Here is a 19,523-nt window from a genome sequence, read left to right on the forward strand (position 1 = left end):
TAATATGCTCTGCCGCCTCCAGTCCATTCATCTCCAGTAGTAACCTTCTATTTTAACTAACCCGTCAGGATAAATGCCTGCGGGTTAGTTGGTTCTGTTTATGAAGTTGCGCCAGTACGTCCTTCCCGTGTCATCCAGTAATCGGCAATAGCCTCGGCGATCAGCCGGGGTGTGAAGCATCTCATAGAAGGTGCTTGGCCAGCTGTGAGGCTATTGTGCTTCTGAAGCAACTACAGGGACAGCGGCAGGCGCAGCAGCGGGAGCGGCTGCATTCTCCGGCCCTCTGGAGAGGCAGATATTAAGCACAATGGCCGTAATTGAGCCGGAGACGATGCCGTTCTGCAGCAGCATCCGGGCGAATTCCGGCAGCTGGTCGAACATGGACGGCAGGGTAGCCGAGCCAAGGCCGACAGCGATACTGCAGGCGGCGATCAGCAGATTGCTGTCCTTGCGCAGGTCTACCTCGGAGAGGATCGACATGCCGGAAGCAGCGACGGAACCGAACATCACGATCATGGCGCCGCCCAGCACTGCGTTCGGCACGACCGTAGTCAAGGTAGCCAGCTTAGGCAGCAGACCAAGCACAATCATAATTCCCCCGGCGGCAAAAATAACATTGCGTGTCTTCACACGGGTCAGCGAAATCAATCCAACATTCTGGGAGAAGGCGGTATAAGGAAAGGCGTTAAATATCCCGCCCAGCATAATGGCCAGTCCTTCCGAGCGCAGTCCGTTTACAATCTGCTTCTGCTCCACCTTCTGATCAATTGCACGGCCTACGGCAAAATAAACGCCCGTAGACTCCACCATGCTGACAATGTTCACGATAATCATTGTGAGGATAGCAGTGAGGCTGAACTGCGGCCAGCCGAAATAAAACGGCTTGGCAATGCTCAGCCACGAGGCATCGCTTACGGCAGCGAAATTCACGATACCCATGCCGTAGCCGATGGCGGTTCCTACAAGCAGCCCTACCAGCACGGACACGGAACGCAGGAATCCTGTCGCCAGGCGGTTGACAGCCAGGATAACCAGCAGGGTAATCAGGGCCAGCAGCAGATTGCGGGGTTCTCCGAAGTCAGGGCTGCCTTCACCACCCGCAACATTGTTCATAGCCACGGGAATCAGGGACAGTCCGATGATGGTTACCACGGAACCGGTAACCACCGTTGGGAAGAACTTCAGCAGCTTCCCGTACAGTGGAGCCGCCAATACCACGAACAGACCAGAGATGATAATGGCTCCATAGGCGGTCGCCAGGTTGTGGGCGGAGGCTATCGCAATAATCGGACCGACGGCAGTAAAGGTACAGCCGAGAATGACCGGAAGGCGGCTGCCGAAATACTTGGTGCCCATAATCTGCAGCAGGGTTGCCAAACCGCAGGTGAACAGATCGGCTGCGATAAGGTAGGCCATCTGCGTGCCGTTCAGTCCCAGCGCTCCTCCTACGATCAGCGGTACAATAACCGCTCCGGCATACATGGCCAGCACATGCTGAAGCCCTAAAGTGAATATCTTCTGCTTGCTTAACATCCCGCACTCTCCTTTACTGGTTCTAAGGTTTGACTGTTCTCTATAAAATGAATCTCTCCCGGAGACATCGAGGCGATCCGGGCCAGCGAATGAACGGAAATGCCTTGGCTCTCCAGCAGGCTGCGCCCTTCCTGGAAGCTTTTTTCAATCACACACCCTACCCCCAGCAGCTCGGCGCCAGCCTGCTTCACGATATCCACCAGTCCGACAAGCGCAGCTCCCGTTGCCAGGAAATCATCCACGATCAGTACCTTGTCCTCCGGCCCGAGATATTTCTGCGAAATACTGATCAGATAATCTTCCTGCCTTGTAAACGAATGCACCGGCGCCGAATACACGGCTTCCGCAAGGGTTACCGCCTTCTTTTTCTTGGCATAGATGAACGGAACTCCGAGTGCAATGCCGGCGGCCATGGCAAACTGGATCCCACTGGCCTCAATCGTCAGAACCTTCGTGATCGGCTGGTGCCCGAATATGGCCTTAAACTCCTGTCCAATCTGCAGGGCCAGCTCCGTGTCCACCTGATGATTCAGGAAGGAATCCACCTTCAGCACTGTATCCGATAGGATCAGGCCTTCCTGTCTAATTCGTTCTTGAAGTTGTTTCATCGTAATCTTGATCGCTCCTTCTTCATGTGAACAACAAAAAAGGACAGATTCCTTGAGCGGCTTCTCTCAAGTGAATCTGTCCTTCTGGGTTTTTGTCCCTGGGTGGTGTAACACTGTGCAGTGTCCGCATCGCTTGGACCAGTCCTTCTTCACGTCAGCAAAAAAACGGAACCCTAGATGCGCTATTTCACTCATAGTCGGATAATTTCAGTGGTTATCCGGTAGAAACTTATGGGCCATATTCCCAAGATTATATGAGTTTTAAAGTATAAACAGTTGAAAACCTTTGTATATCTTACACGCTCTGTACATTCCTTTCAAGCAAAAAGTTCAGCATACCTGCAGGTTTCCCTTTGTTTCCTCTATCGTCTGCACTTTATTGCCCGTATAAGTGAACTACACGCCACCTAAGAGGTGGGTGCTTCTTGGTCAATAGAGCTACTGCTCCAAGTTTACCCAAGCTTATAGGCTAGTTCCTAGCCCAATCGTTGCCATCTTATATGGCTAATTTTAGTAGGTTTTTAGCTGCGTTTACATCTCTATCGTGTGGGGCACCACATTCAGGACAAGTCCATTCACGTACAGCAAGGTTCTTCACTTCTGCGTTTTTGTAGCCGCAGCAGGAACATAGTTGGCTACTTGCCAAGTGTTTGGGTGCTATCATCAAGGTTCTCCCGTACCACTTTGCCTTATATTCGAGCATCGCTCGAAACAGGCTCCACGATACTTCTGAAATGGCTTTAGCTAATTTGTGATTCTGCATCATGTTCTTTACACGCAAGTCTTCCATCACGATCACTTGGTTATCGCGTATCATTTGGGTTGACGTTTTGTGCAAGAAGTCTTTACGCTGATTCGTTATTTTTTCATGAAGCTTGGCTACCTTCAGCCTTGCCTTATTTCTGTTATGGCTTCCTTTCTTCTTTCTCGACAAGTTCTTTTGCAGCTTGGCTAATCGTTGTTCAGATGTACGAAGATGCTTAGGATTAGCGATCACTTCACCACCCGAAGTTATCGCAAAGTTTTTCAGTCCTAGATCCACGCCAATCTTCTTGTCGGCTTTCGGCAATGGCGTTCGTTCTGTTTCAACCAAAACGGAAGCAAAATAGGTACCCGATGGAGTCTTGGAGATGGTGCAGGATTTGATTCGCCCCGTGAATGGACGATGCACCTTGATTCGGATTCTTGTCTTTAATTTCGGAATTTTGATCGTTCCATCTTCAATGGCTATCGTACCGTTCTGATTGTTCGTTGTGAAGCTGTTGTTGTTCGTCTTCTTGCTTTTGAATGTAGGAAAACCAACGTTCTTATCCCGAAAAAAATGCGTATAGGCTTTCTCCAGGTTGAGCTGGACGTTCGCTAATGCAAGGCTGTCCACTTCTTTCAGCCACGGGAATGCTTTCTTGTACCTGGCAGGTGTATTACGGAGCATTTTCTCCGTTTGTTGATAGTGTTCGATCTTATCCGCAAGCATTTTGTTGTAGATAAAACGGACACATCCGAACACCTTGGCTAGATATTGTTGTTGCTCAGGGTTTGGATAGATGCGGTACTTATACGCTTGGAGTACTAACATGCTACGCAACTCCTTTCCAGGAATTTACGAATCCATTATAGCACAAATGTTCGTATTCATGGAAGTTGATTTCCTTTGAATTAGAAAGACCGTTGACATTCATCCCACCACTTTAGAAGTGGGGGAATTCTGACAACTAGCGGTTAAATATACGATAGTTTCCTACACTAGCAAAGGTGGTAGAGCATGACATTGAAACAACAAATAAAGCTCACAGCGGGGATATCGACCCTGCTGATGGCATGTATAATATTGATCTCCTTCTTATATCTAGAGGGTATTTCGTCCATACTGGTTGCCGCTCTGGGCGCTGCGGGCATACTGCCTGCCTTCTGGTCTCCCAGATTCTTGCTGAGAATAAGGAAGGCAACCTGGGCGTGAAGCAGCTGGAATATGTGCACACCATCTTCTCGGCAGGCAAAGACCTGCTGCAGCTGATCGATGAAATTCTCGATCTGGCCAAGCTGGAGGTAGGCAAGATGAGCGCTGTGCTGGAGCCGGTTTCCTTGCAGGATATCAGCAATCATCTGTTCCGCCACTTTGAGCAGCCTGCCTTGAAGAAAGAGCTTCATTTCGATGTTCACACGGACAACAGGCTGCCCGACAATATCATGACCGATGGCCACAGGCTTCAGCAGATCCTGAACAATCTGCTGTCCAATGCGCTGAAATTCACCCCGGCGCAAGGCTCCGTGTCCTTATCCATCCGTACCGCCGGTGCGGACATCATCTTCTCTGTCAGCGACACCGGAATCGGCATCCCCGACTCCAAGCTGGAGAGCATCTTCGAAGCCTTCCAGCAGGCTGACGGAACGACCAGCCGCAAATATGGCGGCACGGGTCTGGGCCTGACGATCTGCCGCGAGCTGGCCTCGCTGCTGGGCGGACGCATCGAGGTGGAGTCCGCAGAAGGCAAGGGCAGCACCTTCTCCCTGCTTATTCCGGCGGTTGAACCGGATGCCGACGCCCATCTTGCAGCGGCTGCTTCGGCAAGCACAGAATCAGCAGCGCCGGGCCATCCCGGCAAGGATAATCCAGCCTTCCGGGAGTCCTTCATTCCCGACATCTCCATCTCCAATCCGAAGCTGCTGCAGTTCTCGGAGATGGAGGACGACCGGGCCGACCTGCAGCCCGACGATTCCCTGCTGTTGATTATTGAAGATGATGCCGAATTCGCGGCCATCCTGCTGAAGCTGGCCCGCAGCCGCGGCTTCAAGGCCATCGTGGCCTTTCAGGGAGATCAGGGACTGGCGCTGGCCCATGCCTACAAGCCCACGGCCATCCTGCTGGACCTGCATCTGCCTGTACTGGACGGCTGGTCGATTATCAGCCGCCTGAAGAGCCGGCCGGAGCTGCGCCACATTCCGGTGCATGTAATCTCTACAGCCGAGGAGAATCAGCAGAGTTTCGCGATGGGCGCACTGGCCTTCTGGAAGAAGCCGAGTGACCAGGCTGAGCTGGAGGCTTCCTTCCTGCAGATCGAGACCTACATCAGGCGGCCAATCAAGAGCCTGCTGATTGTGGAGGACAACAAAGACCTGCGCAGCAGTCTTGTGGAATTCATCGCCCACCCGGATGTCAGAGTTGTAGCGGTTGGCACCGGACGGGAAGCCATGGAGCAGCTGGCAAGCCATTATTTTGACTGTATGGTGCTCGATCTGGGCCTCTCCGATATAAGCGGCTTCGATCTGCTGGAGCAGGTCAAGACCAACCGCAAGCTGCAGGCCTTGCCCGTTATCATCTACACAGGCAAAGAGCTCAGCAAAGGGGATGAGCAGCGGCTGCGGCATTATGCCGAGAGCATCGTGATCAAGAATGTGAAATCGATGGAGCGTCTCTATGATGAGACTGCGCTCTACCTGCACCGCAGGCATGCCGATCTCCCGCCGGACAAGCAGCGGTTGATTGAGAAGCTGCATAACCCGGAGGCCGCTTTTGAAGGACGGAGCATTCTGCTTGTAGACGATGATATGCGTAATATCTATGCACTATCCAGTGTGCTTGAAGGGTATAATATGAATATTAGCTTCGCCCAGAACGGCAAGGAGGCGCTGAGTCATCTGCATGAGCATCCTGAAGTAGAACTGGTGTTTATGGATATTATGATGCCGGAGATGGATGGCTATGAGACGATGGAGCATATCCGGGCAGCTCCGCAGTTTGATCGGCTCGTTATTATTGCGCTCACCGCCAGGGCGCTGGAGGAAGACCGGCTCAAGTGCCTTCAGGCCGGGGCATCCGATTATATTTCCAAACCAATTAACACCACGCAGCTCGTTTCTGTACTTAAAGCCTGGTTAATTAAGTGATTTTCTCAGATCTAATATGTTTAACTTATTTGCTGCGGGAGGAATTATGGAATATCCAGTTCATATTTTATTGGTCGATGACCGGCCGGACGAGTTCTTGTCGATCCAGGCGCTGCTTGCAGATACACCTTATCATCTGATCGGAGCCAGCTCCGGGATGGAAGCCTTGAAATGCCTGCTGGAGAATGAGGTTGCCCTCATTATTATGGATGTGCTGATGCCTGACATGAACGGCTTTGAGACCGCCAAACGGATTAAAATGCGCAAGAAATCAGGAGATATTCCGATTATTTTCCTGACGGCGCTCACCTCTGAGCTGGAGAATTATATGATGGCTTATTCGGCCGGCGCGATTGATTTCCTGACCAAACCGTTTCACCCTACGGTGCTCAAGAGCAAAATCGATGGCTTCGTCCGGCTCTATCAGGCCCGCAAAGAGCTGCAGATCAAATCTCAGGAGCTTGAGGCTGCCAACCAGGTGCTCACCGAGCTTAAGGAAACGGCCGAGGTTGCACTGCAGATTAAGAGCGGATTTCTCGCTATGATGAGCCATGAGATCCGCACCCCGCTCAATGGCATTCTCGCCATGTCCGACGTGCTTAGATCTTCAAATCTGCAGGAGGATGACCAGGAGATGGCCGAAATCATCCATACGAGCGGACATGCCCTGCTGTCGGTAATTAACCATATCCTAGACTTTACGAAGATTGAATCGGGCAAAATGGAGCTGGACTACGAGCTGTTTGATCTGGGCTCCTGTCTGAAGGAGACTGTAGATCTGTTCAGAGCGCTCGCCAAAGAGCGCAGCCTGAGTCTGGAAACCTATATTGATCCGGCCATCCCTTCTCTGCTGGTCGGTGATCCGAACCGGCTGCGGCAGGTATTGAACAACCTGATCGGCAATGCCATCAAGTTCACCTCCGCCGGTGGCGTGAAGGTAACGGTCAAACAGATCCAGCCGGTCAGCGGCAGCTTGCATCTGCAGTTCAGGGTCGAGGATACCGGCATTGGCATCCCGGCCGACAAGATGAATTATCTGTTCCAGCCCTTCACCCAGATCGGTTCCACCATGAACCGCAAGTTTGGCGGCACCGGGCTGGGCCTCTCTATCTGCAAAATGCTGGTCGATTTAATGGGAGGCACCATCTATGCGGAACCGGATATTGCGCAGGGAGCGGTGTTTGTATTTACCATTCAGGTGCAGCAGGGACAGCCGGATTAAACTGCCCATCAAGTAAAAACACCTTCGCTGCCCTTAAAAAAGCGTATGCTTCCGAAGCAGCGATACTACGTATCGCTTTCAGGTATCCGTTTCTGCGAGAAATAGAAGGATTATGGATAGCGTGAAACCTATAAATTCTTATATTTACACACAAACCAGCCCTTTCGTATCCTTAGGCGGGAAACGAAAGGGCTGGTTTGTGTGAGTTCAGCCGTACGGCACAACAATGCGGGATACCCTTGCTTACTCCGGGTACCCACCGGCCGGTGCCGGATGGGCTTCGATATATTCCAGGGCGTTATAGAGCATCACGGCCGCTTCGGCGCGGGTGATGTCCTCGGCCGGATGGAAGTTGCCCTGCTCATCCAGGCTGGCAATCTTGGTGGAAATCGCCAGCTGAATGCTGCCGTCGCGACCGTTCTCGAGCTGGTCGCTATCAGCCTGTTCACCTCTTCTGGAGTAGTTGAATCTGAAATATTAGCTTCTTCTACCACCCTGACGGAATAAACAGGTAAAGGTTGCAGCAAACGGCCACTCACCTTACAGACTCGATGTTAGCTGGGGACACAGGTACAGCCGGATTCAGATTGTTCAGTACATTGTCCTCCAGCACAGCAGCTTTGTCGCCATATTCCTTAATAATATGCATCTCGCCCCAGGCGCATAAAGAATTCAGTATAGATTCCAGGCTGCGGCCGTATTCACTCAGCTCATATTCCACCTTGGGCGGCACCTGGTTATAGCTGATCCGGTTCACAATCCCGTCCTGCTCCAGCTCCCTGAGCTGTTGGGTGAGCATCTTCTGCGTGATATGCGGCATATGCCGTTTCAGGTCACTGGTACGCAGCTTGCCATGGGTCAGATGGCATAGAATCACACATTTCCACTTCCCTCCGATGACCTCCAGTGTGGCTTCCACAGAAATATTATATTTTTTGCTCATCTCATTTCACTCCAGTCTATGGGTACTTTTTGGTACCTATAGTACTAAAAAGTACGTACTGTTCTTAATTTCCCTTGTGCTTCATAATAGCACTTACCGGCCGGGAATTACCATAGCATAGGAGTGGAAAACATGTCCTTGGATCATAAAAGAAGTACCCTTGCGCTGCTGGCACTCGCAATCAGCGCGTTCGCAATAGGAACAACCGAGTTTATCAGTGTGGGGCTGCTGCCCCTGATCTCTGATGACCTGAACATATCCGTGGCGACAGCCGGATTGACCGTTACCTTGTACGCCCTGGGGGTAACCTTCGGCGCTCCCGTCCTAACCTCTCTCACCACCACAATCTCACGCAGAACATTGCTGCTGCTGATTATGCTGGTGTTTATCGCGGGCAACAGCCTCGCCGCCGCTGCAGACAGCGTGGCAATCCTGCTGGCGGCACGTGTGGTGTCCGCCTTGTCCCACGGCCTGTTCATGTCGATTGCGTCCACCCTTGCGGCAGATCTCGTCCCCGAGAACCGCAGGGCCAGCGCCATCTCGATCATGTTCACCGGCCTGACCGTAGCCACCGTCACCGGGGTTCCGCTGGGAACCTATCTCGGGCAGCAGTTGGGCTGGCGCGCTGCTTTCCTGGCGATTGCCGCCATCGGAGTGGTGGCGCTGATCGCCAATTTGCTGCTGGTGCCGTCCGGCCTGCGCCGGGGAACACGCACACCGCTCAGCGAGCAGATCAAGCTGGTCACCCATGGGCGGCTGCTGCTGGCTTTTGCCATCACGGCGCTGGGCTATGGCGGCACCTTCGTGGTCTTCACTTATCTGTCTCCGCTGCTGCATGAGGTAAGCGGGTTTCAGGAGAGCACCGTCGCCGCCATCCTGCTTGTGTACGGAATTGCCATTGCCATCGGCAATGTGATCGGCGGCAAGGTCGCCAACCGCAATCCGCTGAGAGCCTTGCTCTACATGTTTGCCCTGCAAGCCGTAGTGCTGTTTATATTCGCTTTCACCGCTCCCTTCAAAGGAGCAGCGCTGGCCACGATCTTCTTCATGGGCTTGCTGGCCTTCATGAATGTGTCCGGTCTGCAGATCTATGTGCTCATGCTTGCCGAGCGGTATGCGCCGGGAGCCAAAGATACCGCCTCTGCAGTTAATATTGCAGCCTTTAACGCAGGTATCGCCATAGGCGCCTACCTTGGCGGCGGCGTTGCCGAGCGGCTGGGATTGATCCATACTGCCTGGGTGGGCGGTATCATGGTCGCCGGCGCGGTCCTCTTGACCGCATGGAGCAGGGCGCTCGAGCAGAAGGACCAGCGCCGGCTTCATTCCGAAACAGCACAAGCCGGCGGACTGGCTTCCATTGCTAAATAATCTTTTACAATACAACTTAATTTAATTTCAGGAGGTACACTTATTATGGCTAAACATTTACAGGATACTACTGCATTATCGAATGGCGTAAATATGCCTTGGGTGGGACTTGGCGTATTCAAGGTAGAGGAAGGGGCCGAGCTGGTCCAGGCTGTTAAGACTGCGCTGGTTCACGGTTACCGCAGTATCGATACGGCTGCCATTTACGGCAATGAGGCAGGTGTGGGGCAGGGCATCCGCGAGGCGCTGGCCGGGAATACGCTGACCCGGGAGGAGCTGTTCATCACCTCCAAGGTGTGGAATGCCGATCTGGGCTACGAATCCACACTTGCGGCCTATGAAGAGAGTCTGAACAAGCTGGAGCTGGAGTATCTGGACCTCTACCTGATCCACTGGCCGGTGGCAGGGAAATTCAAGGAAGCGTGGAGAGCGCTGGAAACCCTATATAAGCAGGGCCGCGTGAAAGCGATCGGAGTCAGCAATTTCCAGATCCATCATCTGCAGGAGCTGATGAAGGACGCGGAAATCAAGCCCATGGTCAACCAGGTTGAGCTGCACCCGAACCTGGTCCAGCAGGAGCTGCTGGAATTCTGCCAGGCAGAAGGCATCCAGCTCGAAGCCTGGTCCCCGCTGATGCAGGGCCAACTGCTGGAGCAGCCGGTGCTGCAGGCTATCGCCGCGCGCCACGGCAAATCGGTGGCCCAGGTGATTCTACGCTGGGATCTGCAGCGCGGGATTGTGACGATTCCCAAGTCGACCAACGCGCAGCGGATTGCGGAGAATGCCTCGCTGTTTGACTTTAGCCTGAGTGACGCAGAGATGGAGCAGATCGCCGCACTGGATATCGGGCAGCGGGTCGGACCCGATCCCGACAACTTTGATTTCTGAGGCAGCCTCTTCTTCATGCTGCTCCACATGCCAAAAAGCCTCTTCCCGAGTTTCAGGTGGGGAGAGGCTTCTTGGTATCCCATTTAGGGTTCAATCAAAAATCAGCGGTTGACTATACGAGTGAACAGAGCGAAGGGTCGGGGGGATTCTGGAGAAACGATAGTGTTCGCCTTTAAAGACTGATTTCAACCTATAATCAGTTTACAATCAGGAAATCGGGCTTTAACAGCGATCGCAAGAACCCCCCGAACCCGTAGCGGCCTTTCTTCACATGCGGTCTACCGCTAATTGAATTCGAGCCCTTTTTACAGCAATTTAATTTCCAGCAGCTCATATTTAATAATACCCATCGGTGCATTGACGCTGACAATGCTGCCTACCTTCTTGTTCAGCAGCTCCTTGCCCAAGGGACTTTCGTAGGAAATCTTGTTGTCCAGCACATCCGCTTCGGCCGGGCCGACGATTCTATATTCAATCTTCTCCGAGTATTCCACATCGTTAAGAATAACGATGGAACCTACGCTGACTTTAGTGGTGTCCATGCTGCTCTCGTCCACAACCCGGGCCTTGGTCAGCATCTTCTCCAGAATCAAAATCCGGGTCTCCATAAACGATTGATCGTCCTTCGCGGAGTGGTACTCGCTGTTCTCCTTCAGGTCGCCGTAGCTGATCGCCAGTTTAAGCCGGGCGGCCAGTTCCTTGCGCTTCACCGTTTTGAGCTCCTTCAGCTCTTCCTCTAACTTCGCTAGCCCTTCTTTGGTCAAAAATACTTCTTCATTGGACATATTTACAACTCCTATTTGGCCTGCCATTATTGTATTCTACATGATATTCCCCAAACATGCGAAAAGAATGAATACCACAGCTGGAGATTGACGAATCTTAAGGGAACTGGTAGATTGAATTTAATCATTATTCTCAGTATTTAACTCGGAATTAAACACTCAGCAAAGGGGTCGTTGATCATTAACTTTATCTTTTTCTCCCCTCATTTCCCGCAGAACAGCGCCGATTTCTGTTTCCATCTGAAGCAGCAGGGGGCTACGGTTCTGGGCATCGGAGATCTTGCATATGGCCAGCTGGAGGACAAGCTGAAAGACTCGCTGACGGAGTATTACAAGGTTCACAGTATGGAAGATTACGGCGAAGTGCTGCGGGCCGTGGGCTTCTTCACCCATAAATACGGGAAGATCGACCGGTTCGAATCGCTGAACGAACACTGGCTGGAGCTGGATGCGGCGATCCGCACCGATTTCAACATCTATGGCACAAGGCTAGATTTCGTGTATAACCTGAAGCAGAAGTCCAAGATGAAGGATTTCTTTCATAAAAGCGGTGTAAGCACCGTACAGTTCTCAACGGGAACTACGCGCGAGAGTGCAGAGGAATTCATCGCCGCCTGCGGTTATCCACTGGTCGTCAAGCCGGACCTTGGCTCCGGAGCCAGCCAGACCTACAAGCTGAACAATACGGAGGAGCTGGATTATTTTTTTGCTACCAAACCTGAGGATACAGCCTTTATTATGGAGGAATTTATCGACGGCGTTATCCTGACCTACGACGGACTGATTGACCGTAGCGGCAAGGTACAGTTCGCGGTGAGCCATCTCTTTGAGCAAAGTGTGATGGATGTGGTGAACACGGACAACCATCTTTATTATTACTGCCTGAAGGATATCAGCCCCGAGGTGGAGGATGCCGGACGGCGGATTCTGCAGGCTTTTGAGATTAAGGAGCGTTTCTTCCATATTGAATTGTTCAAATCGAATAAGGATGGCAGAATCATCGCGCTTGAAGTGAATATGCGCCCGCCGGGAGCCTGGATGACCGATGCCATCAACTTCAGCTATGACGTCGACATCTACAAGGAATGGGCCGCGATGATCGTCAACGATCAGATGGGCGGACCTTATGAAGGCCAATATTATACCGGCTATGCCAGCCGCAAGCAGCACAAGCATTATGTCCACAGCCACGGCGATATTCTTAACACTTACGAGAATCTGATCGTCAAATACGCTGAGATTGAGCAGGTGTTCAGCCGGGCGATGGGCAACAGCGCTTATCAATTCCGTTCCCCATCGCTGGATCAGGTCCGAGAGATCGTGAACTACATTCAACTAGAAGAAGGATAGGAAGGGGTCAGGCATGCGGATCAGCTATCATAAGGAATACAGCCATCGGCTGAACAAGGAGATGGAGTACAAAGTCTACGGGCACGCCGGCAAACCGATGCTGGTCTTCCCCACCTCGCTCGGCCGCTTCTACCAGTATGAGGATTCGGGAATGGTCGACACGCTGCGGCCCTTCATCGACGCCGGCAAGCTGCAGATCTGGGCCTGCGACAGCATAGATGAGGAGACCTTCTTCTCCGGGCACTGGAACATCGAGGACAAGATCAACCGCCATGAGCAATACGATAAATACATCACACAGGAGCTCATCCCCGCGATTCTTCACCAGAGCAAGCAGAACAACGGCGGCAGCGACCAGAAGATTCTGATCTCCGGCTGCTCGATGGGGGCTTATTACAGCGCAGGGTTCTTTTTCCGCTATCCGCATTATTTCGATGCTCTGATCGCACTGAGCGGGGTCTATTCCACACAATATTTCTTCGGCGATTATGTCAGTGAACAGGTCTACTACAACTCGCCGCTGCGCTATCTGCCTGATCTTCACGATGAACACTATCTTCAGCAGTACCGGAACAGCCGAATCATTCTCTGCTGCGGACAGGGCGCTTATGAGGATGAGATGCTGCATGAGACCCGCCTGCTTCAGGACCTGCTCCAGCACAAAAACATCCCTGCCCGCATCGAATATTGGGGCAAGGATGTCGATCATGACTGGCCTTGGTGGAATAAGCAGATCGCTTATTATATGGCCGATTGCTTATAAAGGATCTGCTTCACGGATGCCGCAGCCTCTGGGAGCATGTCTCCCGGAGCGCCTGCGGCCTCTGATTATTCCGGCAAATGCTCCTTGCAGAACAATACCAGCGCGGCTTCCTCGTCCTCTTCGAAATCAAACTCCAGCACATTGCCGGTTGTTGTCTCCTGCAGATCGTAGCTGACGATGCTGGTCTCTTCGTCCTCCACTTTAACAATCACACGTGCGGAAACCCCATTTTCCAAATACAGCTCATCGTCCTCGGGAACATCGAGATTAATGACGAACTCATATCTTTTGCCGGTTAGAATACCAAAAGGATCCTTTAGGTTGTCCACTTTGTAACTCGTAAATTTCAGCATAACTCCATCAGCCTCATTTCCTAATAACTGCCACAGGTTATTGTAACACAAATACATAGACAATGATTTCGCGTTTCGTTTTTCTTTAAAATATAAGAATTTATAGGCTTCACTCCAGCAATTATCCTTCTATTTCTCGCAGAAACGGATGCCTAAAAGCGATACGTAGTATCGCTGCTTCGGAAGCATACGCTTTTGCTGAGGACGGCAAAGCCGTTTCTACTTGTCTGCCCTTACTGAGCAGTTTCTCCATGAATCTGCCGATTTAACCCTCTGGAGGTACAGATTACGCACAAAAAGCGCACCCGCGAGGGGCGCGCTTCCCTTCTCCTATGCCGGCTTCAGACGGTGCAGCCGCTACCGCTTAGACAACCGCCTTCGATTTCTTGATCTGCTTGCTGCGCAGCTGTCCGCAGGCGGCATCAATGTCGACTCCATGCTCCAGACGGGTGCTGACGCTGACATTCTGCTTCTTCAGGGTATCGAAGAACCCGCGGATCGATTCCAGCTCGCTGCGATGATACTGGCTGTGCTCATCCACTGGATTGTAAGGAATCAGGTTCACATTCACCAGCTGTCTGCGCTCGCCAATCAGCTCGGCCAGCTCCAGGGCATGCTCCTTCTGATCATTGACATCCTTCATCAGGATATACTCCAAGGTAATTCTGCGCTTCGTCTTAGCCAGATAATAATCGATCGACTCCATCAGCTGCTCAATAGGAATCGCCCGGTTGATCTTCATAATCCGCGTGCGCAGCTCGTTGTTCGGCGCGTGTAAAGAAACCGCCAGATTGACCTGCATATTCGCATCGGCGAATTCGATGATTTTGCCGGCCAGACCGCTTGTGGACACGGTGATCCCTCTTCCGGCGATGGCCAGTCCCTTGTGATCCTTGATGATTGCCAGGAAATCGAGCAGGTTGCGGAAGTTGTCAAAAGGCTCGCCGATGCCCATCACCACCACATGGCTGACCTTCTCCCCTTGACCGGCCTGGTCCAGGTATTGCTGCACCTTCATAATCTGCTCCACAATCTCGCCGCTCGACAGGTCGCGGCTCTTAGCCAGCAGTCCGCTGGCACAGAAGCTGCAGCCGATATTGCAGCCTACCTGGGTGGTGACGCATACCGACAGACCGTACTTCTGTCTCATCAGCACCGTCTCGATCAGGTTGCCGTCTCTGAGCCGAAACAGGAATTTCACCGTTCCATCGGTTGATTCCTGCTTCACATGCTCTTCCATTGTATGAATGGCGAAATGGTCCGCAATCAGCTGGACACACTCGGGGTTGGCGTCAAGCGCAAGCAATTCCGTGAATTCGGAGATCCGCTTGCGGTACAGCCCCTCCCAGATCTGGGTCGCCCTAAATTTCTTATGACCGTATTCCAACAGCCAAGCCGTCATTTGATCCAAAGTTAATCCATAAATGGATTCTGTATTCATTTCATATCCTCTTTTCAAAACTTAAAAGTTCAATCAATCTATTCTACCTTGCGGGAACATTAGCAACAACAATAACTTATTGTCTCAAATTTCGTTTATTAAAACAAGGGGAATTCCAGCCGATTCCGTAGTTGTTTCAATATAAACACACAACAAAAAGCGTTCCCGCTGCATTAAGGATACGCTTCTTGCTGCTTATTTAAAGATGGCGAATTTCAACCCCTTCGCCTTAAGGTGCGTTATGATATCCGGCAGCGCCTTCACGGTAACTGCTTTTTCATGCAGCAGATACATTCCACCTGACGGGTCCGTCATTTGGAAGTAACGGAGAACCTGCTCCGCATTGCCTGCCTTCCAATCTTCAGGATCACGGTTCCAGAGCAACAGCTTCATCTGCTGCCGACCGACTTCTGCGGCCAGTTCATCATTGACCGCACCATAAGGCGGGCGAAACACAGTTACAGCAGATAACATGTTCTGCTCAAGCTCCCGGGTGGCTCTCTCCAGATTCTCCCGGTTCTCCTGACTGCTGTTCCGCGTCATATCACTGTGATCCCAGGAGTGGTTGCCTACAGGCATACCATGCTCATCGGCGTATCTGACTTCTGCGGGATACCGCCGGGCATTCTGTCCAATAAACAAAAAGTTGGCCGCCACTCCATGCTCCTGCAGAATGTCTACAATCTGCCGGGTATACTTCGAGGGACCGTCGTCAAAGGACAAGGCTACATAGCCCTGAGGCAGGCTATATTGATAGCTGTCCCCCTCCAGTTCTATCTCTTCATACAGCTTATCCTCTTCCTTCTGAGCTTCCGCCGGGTGTTGCTGCCTCAATTGCACGTCCTCCGGGACAGCCTGCATCTGGCTGCTCTGGTATTCTGCCGCCTGAATAACCGGCACATAAGGAGCCGGGACGCTGAACTCTGAAACTTCCGCCGCCTGAACGGAATCTTCATAGGCTTCGGCGCTGTTCCTGAACAGCTTGCCGTCCATGCGCAGGAGAAACAAAGCGATGAGGCAGCCGAAGAGAATACCGATCAGCAGCACTAATCGGGCAGGCCGCAGGCTTCTTCTTCGGTTCAGCGGACTCGGCGCTGGTGGCGGAACTTCCGGTGTCAATGACGTTGGTTCCGAATCGGACGGGAGTTCCTCCTCCGGCCAGAATCCAACAAGCTGCGAGGCATAATCGCTGGAGCAGGCAAAATACAGCGTTTCGCTGAAGGTTTTGTTCATTTTGATAAGGGAGCTGAAAAAGGTGCGGCGGAAGGGGTCCCACTTGGGATAGGGAGACAAACGTACTCTTCGCCCCTCAAAGGGGCCTAGCTGGTTCAATTGCATATATGTATATTCATCGATGATAAGCATTTTGCGGGCGAAACCGCTGCTGTGGGTTAAACCTACCTCCATCCGATAGACGTCCTGCCTCTGCTCAAGCGACAGCAGCTCTATCATCCGAGCAGCATTCGCCGGGTGTACTGACATAGATCCTATGTATCTCCATTGCTGTCGTTACGCTCTGCCGGTGGGGTGCTTCCGCCAAAGGGTACTGTCATGCGGTTAGTGAAATCGCTGATCATGCTGGAGAGGTAGGTTTTCTCCTGCCGAACCGTGTCGTATTTCTGTTTCAGATGACCGTTCTCTGTCTCCAGACGCCCGATTTTCTCTTCCAGCTCATTCATCCGCTTAAGCTTCTCCGAGATGGCATCGTTATGCTTTTGTACAAGATTGGCATATTTCTGCTGTTCCAGATCAATCGTGCTCTTAAGCTCATCCATTTCCCCCGATAGGGTCGTGTGAAGCTCACGGTAATCCTCCAGCACCTGATCCACCTTCAGATTCTTCTCCACTAATTTGTGCTCAAGCTCCAGGATACTCTTCTCCCGTTCTTCAATCACCTTGTTCAGGTTCTTGAGGTCCCTGCCCAGCCGTTCCACATGACTGCTGGAATGATTCAGCCGGTCCTGCAGCTCATGATTGTTCGTTTCGGCATGCGCTCTGGCCTGAATCATCTGTTCAACCGCAAAGACCAGATCCAGAGACTTCTTATCCAGTTGCGCTTTGCCGATGGACACAAGGCCGGGTGCACTGTCAGCCTTCTCATAACTCTCGCTATCCTCGGATGGAAGTTCGGCTAGTTGTACCTTTTGAACCATTCCCGGTTTGACTGATTTGTCCGCAGAATCTTTCCTCTTAAAAAAAGGAGCAGCCATCTATATAATCACCTCATTATAAATGTCAAAATATGTCGAGCATGTACGAATTTATTATAGTTGATTTATCCGATGCGTAAGTGAGCCTTAGTATCTAACTTTCCTAAATGTATCCAAAGGCCTAGTTCACCTAAAATAGCGATCATCCCCATGTCTTTAGACTAATTTCCCCTATGCCTCACCTTACGCCAACAAAAAAACGTAGTCCTTTGGGACCACGCCTTTTTCGTAAACGCATTTATTTATATAGTACTTTGTCCACAATCCCCTTCATGACGGGCACCCTTAGACCCAACAGCGACAACGCCGCTGCCCCCCAGAGGGATTACCGGCTTCGTCTTGCCGCTTGCTTGCCGGGCGATTCGCACCATCTCCTCGCCGGAGATCACACCGCCGCCGGGAATATGCCAATTCTGCCCGTATGCTTCCTCACGCAGAGCCAGCTCCACGATCATCACAGCCGCATCAGGCAAGTAGACATATTCACGCGGCACGCTCTTATTGCCGATGAAGAAAGCCGGCTTGCCTGCGGCAATCGCCGCAAGCGTTGATCCCAGATAGTTCCGCATGATGTATAGAGTTCGGAATCCTGCTGCCCTCCAGGCACAGATTCGCAAATACACCTTCGTTTATTATACAATGGAATAATATGTATGATGACTGGCGGAGGGATGTTACAGATGTTAAATACCAAACAGCTTGTGATTGGAATAGACGGCGGCGGTACACGCACACGGGTGATGGTCAGTGACCGGCAAGGTCATGTGCTGGCTTATGTGGAAAAAGGCGGCGCCTCCATCCACAGAGACCCGCTGGCACGGGATAATGTGCATGAAGCGATCCGTGAGGCATTGGCTGCGGCAGGGAGAACCGCAGCTGAGGTAAGTGGGATTGCCGCCGGAATTGCCGGCTACGACAAGGAAGAAGACCTGCAATGGGTGGAGTCGCTGACAGCCGTGGAAGGGCTGGACTGTCCGCGATGGCATTTCAATGATGCGGTAGCGGCCCACTACGGCGCGCTTCTGACAGAACCGGGCATTGTCGTCCTCTCTGGCACAGGATCGGTAATTGTCGCCATTACCGAAGCCGGTGAGTCGATCCGAAATTATGATTTCCATCATTATACCGGTAGCGGCTCCCGGTTCATCTCCTATAATGCCGTGTATGAGGTGCTGGCCGGCAACACGGCACCCGCCGACAGCCTGCTGGTTCAGCAGCTGCTGGAGCATTGGCAGGTTGCGACCGTTATGGAGCTTGCTGTGCTGGGCAAGGCAGGCTTCATGCCCGGGGCCAAGGAACGCGACCGCAGGTTCGAGCAGTTCACCCCCTGCATTACTGCAGCAGCAGTGGCGGGAAGCCCGCTGGCTCAGCGGGTCTGCGACCGCTGCATCCAGCAGATGAAGATCGGGATCGAAATGCTGGCGCTTCTCTTCAGCTCAGAGACGGTGCCGGTTGCCTTCATCGGAAGTGTGATCAACAGCCCCTATTTCAAAGACAATCTCACCGCCCTCTTAGCCTGCGGCAATCATAAGACCTACACCCTGCCTGCACCCGTCTTCTCACCGGTGACCGGCTCCGTGCTGTACGCCATCAGCCAACTGTCGGACGGAATCCGCCCTGCCCCTGCTGTAATGGACAATCTGCGCCGCAGTATCCACACCCGCCCCTGACTCTATTATGCTTCTGCGGGCAACATAACCCGCCTCCTCCCAAACCATAAGGGTGCCCCCAGCCATGAAACCGGCTGAAGGGCACCCTTATGGTTGACGCTTATTTGTACAGCACTTTGTCCACATTGTATTTAGCTCTCAGCTTATTGACAATGTAGGTCTCATAGATCTCTCTGTGGACCGGATCTTCGATCAGGCACACATCAATCTTGGTGATTTCATTGCGGTGTTCCTTGACTGGCGATACGGTATCCTCGAAATGTTTTTTGATCCGCGGTCTCAGCTTTCTGGCCTTGCCGACAAACAACAGCTCCTCCTGTGCATTATAGAACATGAAGATGCCGCCATAATCACGGGGAATCAGATGGAAATCGGTGAAGCCGTAGATATTGCTCAGTACCGGAGCCTCTTGCTTCGTAATGGAAACATCCACTGTAGGAATGGTAATGTTGATCATTAAGGTTCACTTCCTCATTGTATATAGGAGTAAATAGTATCATAGAT

The 19,523-nt window shown here is 52.0% G+C and carries 18 protein-coding genes, 1 pseudogene and 1 riboswitch; of the genes and pseudogenes, 7 read left to right on the forward strand and 12 right to left on the reverse strand.

Going from position 1 to position 19,523, the window contains the following annotated elements; genetic code table 11:
• Positions 1 to 210: 210 nt before the first annotated feature.
• The 3 genes from B9T62_RS30300 to tnpB form a co-directional block, all read right to left on the reverse strand.
• Positions 211 to 1,533 (reverse strand): nucleobase:cation symporter-2 family protein, encoded by a 1,323-nt coding sequence (locus tag B9T62_RS30300; RefSeq protein ID WP_087918662.1) that lies wholly within the window; start codon positions 1,531 to 1,533, stop codon positions 211 to 213.
• Complete coding sequence (locus B9T62_RS30305) at positions 1,527 to 2,141, reverse strand: xanthine phosphoribosyltransferase (protein ID WP_087918663.1); 615 nt, start codon at positions 2,139 to 2,141, stop codon at positions 1,527 to 1,529. The genes B9T62_RS30300 and B9T62_RS30305 overlap by 7 nt, the downstream gene beginning before the upstream one ends.
• Before the next feature lie 174 nt (positions 2,142 to 2,315).
• Positions 2,316 to 2,419: riboswitch (purine riboswitch) on the reverse strand.
• Between the two features lie 218 nt (positions 2,420 to 2,637).
• On the reverse strand, positions 2,638 to 3,717 hold the full coding sequence (gene tnpB, locus B9T62_RS30310; RefSeq protein WP_087918664.1) for an IS200/IS605 family element RNA-guided endonuclease TnpB: 1,080 nt from the start codon (positions 3,715 to 3,717) through the stop codon (positions 2,638 to 2,640).
• A gap of 377 nt (positions 3,718 to 4,094) precedes the next feature.
• Here tnpB and B9T62_RS30315 point away from each other — a divergent pair, with 377 nt between their 5' ends.
• Together B9T62_RS30315 and B9T62_RS30320 are read left to right on the forward strand one after the other, a co-directional pair.
• A complete protein-coding gene (locus tag B9T62_RS30315; RefSeq protein WP_245864143.1) occupies positions 4,095 to 6,026 on the forward strand; it encodes a response regulator in 1,932 nt (643 codons plus the stop codon).
• A gap of 46 nt (positions 6,027 to 6,072) precedes the next feature.
• Positions 6,073 to 7,248, forward strand: coding sequence for an ATP-binding response regulator (locus tag B9T62_RS30320; RefSeq protein WP_087918665.1), 1,176 nt, complete (start codon positions 6,073 to 6,075; stop codon positions 7,246 to 7,248).
• 243 nt (positions 7,249 to 7,491) lie between these two features.
• Here B9T62_RS30320 and B9T62_RS30325 read toward each other — a convergent pair whose 3' ends face one another.
• Both B9T62_RS30325 and B9T62_RS30330 read right to left on the reverse strand, forming a co-directional pair.
• Entirely contained in the window at positions 7,492 to 7,650 is a 159-nt protein-coding gene (locus B9T62_RS30325) for an S-layer homology domain-containing protein (RefSeq protein ID WP_087920487.1), read from the reverse strand.
• A 133-nt stretch (positions 7,651 to 7,783) separates the two neighbouring features.
• Complete coding sequence (locus B9T62_RS30330) at positions 7,784 to 8,191, reverse strand: winged helix-turn-helix transcriptional regulator (RefSeq protein ID WP_087918666.1); 408 nt, start codon at positions 8,189 to 8,191, stop codon at positions 7,784 to 7,786.
• A 132-nt stretch (positions 8,192 to 8,323) separates the two neighbouring features.
• Between B9T62_RS30330 and B9T62_RS30335 the strand changes: the two genes are divergently transcribed.
• Together B9T62_RS30335 and B9T62_RS30340 are read left to right on the forward strand one after the other, a co-directional pair.
• Positions 8,324 to 9,559: an MFS transporter gene (locus B9T62_RS30335; protein ID WP_087918667.1), complete on the forward strand. Its 1,236-nt coding sequence runs from the start codon at positions 8,324 to 8,326 to the stop codon at positions 9,557 to 9,559.
• Between the two features lie 45 nt (positions 9,560 to 9,604).
• Positions 9,605 to 10,447, forward strand: coding sequence for an aldo/keto reductase (locus B9T62_RS30340; RefSeq protein WP_087918668.1), 843 nt, complete (start codon positions 9,605 to 9,607; stop codon positions 10,445 to 10,447).
• A gap of 305 nt (positions 10,448 to 10,752) precedes the next feature.
• Here B9T62_RS30340 and greA read toward each other — a convergent pair whose 3' ends face one another.
• Positions 10,753 to 11,232 (reverse strand): transcription elongation factor GreA, encoded by a 480-nt coding sequence (gene greA, locus B9T62_RS30345; RefSeq protein ID WP_087918669.1) that lies wholly within the window; start codon positions 11,230 to 11,232, stop codon positions 10,753 to 10,755.
• A gap of 174 nt (positions 11,233 to 11,406) precedes the next feature.
• Here greA and B9T62_RS30350 point away from each other — a divergent pair, with 174 nt between their 5' ends.
• The gene (locus B9T62_RS30350; RefSeq protein WP_245864145.1) at positions 11,407 to 12,582 is read left to right on the forward strand and encodes an ATP-grasp domain-containing protein; all 1,176 of its coding nucleotides are present in this window, start codon (positions 11,407 to 11,409) and stop codon (positions 12,580 to 12,582) included.
• A gap of 13 nt (positions 12,583 to 12,595) precedes the next feature.
• Positions 12,596 to 13,345: an esterase family protein gene (locus B9T62_RS30355; protein WP_087918670.1), complete on the forward strand. Its 750-nt coding sequence runs from the start codon at positions 12,596 to 12,598 to the stop codon at positions 13,343 to 13,345.
• Between the two features lie 65 nt (positions 13,346 to 13,410).
• Here the strand turns inward: B9T62_RS30355 and B9T62_RS30360 are convergent, their stop codons facing one another.
• The 5 genes and pseudogenes from B9T62_RS30360 to B9T62_RS30380 all read right to left on the reverse strand — a co-directional run.
• Positions 13,411 to 13,698, reverse strand: a complete 288-nt coding sequence (locus B9T62_RS30360; protein ID WP_087918671.1) for a DUF6509 family protein — start codon at positions 13,696 to 13,698, stop codon at positions 13,411 to 13,413.
• Positions 13,699 to 14,062: 364 nt separating this feature from the next.
• Positions 14,063 to 15,139, reverse strand: a complete 1,077-nt coding sequence (rlmN, locus tag B9T62_RS30365; RefSeq protein ID WP_087918672.1) for a dual-specificity RNA methyltransferase RlmN — start codon at positions 15,137 to 15,139, stop codon at positions 14,063 to 14,065.
• A 195-nt stretch (positions 15,140 to 15,334) separates the two neighbouring features.
• On the reverse strand, positions 15,335 to 16,621 hold the full coding sequence (locus B9T62_RS30370; RefSeq protein WP_087918673.1) for a polysaccharide deacetylase family protein: 1,287 nt from the start codon (positions 16,619 to 16,621) through the stop codon (positions 15,335 to 15,337).
• A 5-nt stretch (positions 16,622 to 16,626) separates the two neighbouring features.
• Positions 16,627 to 17,349 (reverse strand): hypothetical protein, encoded by a 723-nt coding sequence (locus B9T62_RS30375; RefSeq protein ID WP_087918674.1) that lies wholly within the window; start codon positions 17,347 to 17,349, stop codon positions 16,627 to 16,629.
• Positions 17,350 to 17,605: 256 nt separating this feature from the next.
• Positions 17,606 to 17,912, reverse strand: a pseudogene (locus B9T62_RS30380) (epimerase); the annotation flags it as partial.
• A gap of 117 nt (positions 17,913 to 18,029) precedes the next feature.
• Between B9T62_RS30380 and B9T62_RS30385 the strand changes: the two are divergent.
• Positions 18,030 to 19,019, forward strand: a complete 990-nt coding sequence (locus B9T62_RS30385) for a BadF/BadG/BcrA/BcrD ATPase family protein (protein WP_087918675.1) — start codon at positions 18,030 to 18,032, stop codon at positions 19,017 to 19,019.
• 100 nt (positions 19,020 to 19,119) lie between these two features.
• Here B9T62_RS30385 and B9T62_RS30390 read toward each other — a convergent pair whose 3' ends face one another.
• A complete protein-coding gene (locus tag B9T62_RS30390) occupies positions 19,120 to 19,476 on the reverse strand; it encodes a nucleotide excision repair endonuclease (protein WP_087918676.1) in 357 nt (118 codons plus the stop codon).
• Positions 19,477 to 19,523 lie beyond the last annotated feature (47 nt).

The sequence above is a fragment of the Paenibacillus donghaensis genome (assembly GCF_002192415.1).
In the GTDB taxonomy this organism is placed as follows: domain Bacteria; phylum Bacillota; class Bacilli; order Paenibacillales; family Paenibacillaceae; genus Paenibacillus_AQ; species Paenibacillus_AQ donghaensis.

Bases quoted from the DNA above. Each gene is read 5' to 3' on its own strand.
- B9T62_RS30335 (WP_087918667.1), top strand. From the start codon at position 8,324: ATGTCCTTGGATCATAAAAGAAGTACCCTTGCGCTGCTGGCACTCGCA.
- B9T62_RS30340 (WP_087918668.1), top strand. From the start codon at position 9,605: ATGGCTAAACATTTACAGGATACTACTGCATTATCGAATGGCGTAAAT.
- B9T62_RS30300 (WP_087918662.1), bottom strand. From the start codon at position 1,533: ATGTTAAGCAAGCAGAAGATATTCACTTTAGGGCTTCAGCATGTGCTG.
- greA (WP_087918669.1), bottom strand. From the start codon at position 11,232: ATGTCCAATGAAGAAGTATTTTTGACCAAAGAAGGGCTAGCGAAGTTA.
- B9T62_RS30330 (WP_087918666.1), bottom strand. From the start codon at position 8,191: ATGAGCAAAAAATATAATATTTCTGTGGAAGCCACACTGGAGGTCATC.
- B9T62_RS30390 (WP_087918676.1), bottom strand. From the start codon at position 19,476: ATGATCAACATTACCATTCCTACAGTGGATGTTTCCATTACGAAGCAA.
- B9T62_RS30370 (WP_087918673.1), bottom strand. From the start codon at position 16,621: ATGTCAGTACACCCGGCGAATGCTGCTCGGATGATAGAGCTGCTGTCG.
- B9T62_RS30355 (WP_087918670.1), top strand. From the start codon at position 12,596: ATGCGGATCAGCTATCATAAGGAATACAGCCATCGGCTGAACAAGGAG.
- B9T62_RS30375 (WP_087918674.1), bottom strand. From the start codon at position 17,349: ATGGCTGCTCCTTTTTTTAAGAGGAAAGATTCTGCGGACAAATCAGTC.
- B9T62_RS30360 (WP_087918671.1), bottom strand. From the start codon at position 13,698: ATGCTGAAATTTACGAGTTACAAAGTGGACAACCTAAAGGATCCTTTT.
- B9T62_RS30305 (WP_087918663.1), bottom strand. From the start codon at position 2,141: ATGAAACAACTTCAAGAACGAATTAGACAGGAAGGCCTGATCCTATCG.
- B9T62_RS30385 (WP_087918675.1), top strand. From the start codon at position 18,030: ATGTTAAATACCAAACAGCTTGTGATTGGAATAGACGGCGGCGGTACA.
- rlmN (WP_087918672.1), bottom strand. From the start codon at position 15,139: ATGAATACAGAATCCATTTATGGATTAACTTTGGATCAAATGACGGCT.
- B9T62_RS30320 (WP_087918665.1), top strand. From the start codon at position 6,073: ATGGAATATCCAGTTCATATTTTATTGGTCGATGACCGGCCGGACGAG.
- tnpB (WP_087918664.1), bottom strand. From the start codon at position 3,717: ATGTTAGTACTCCAAGCGTATAAGTACCGCATCTATCCAAACCCTGAG.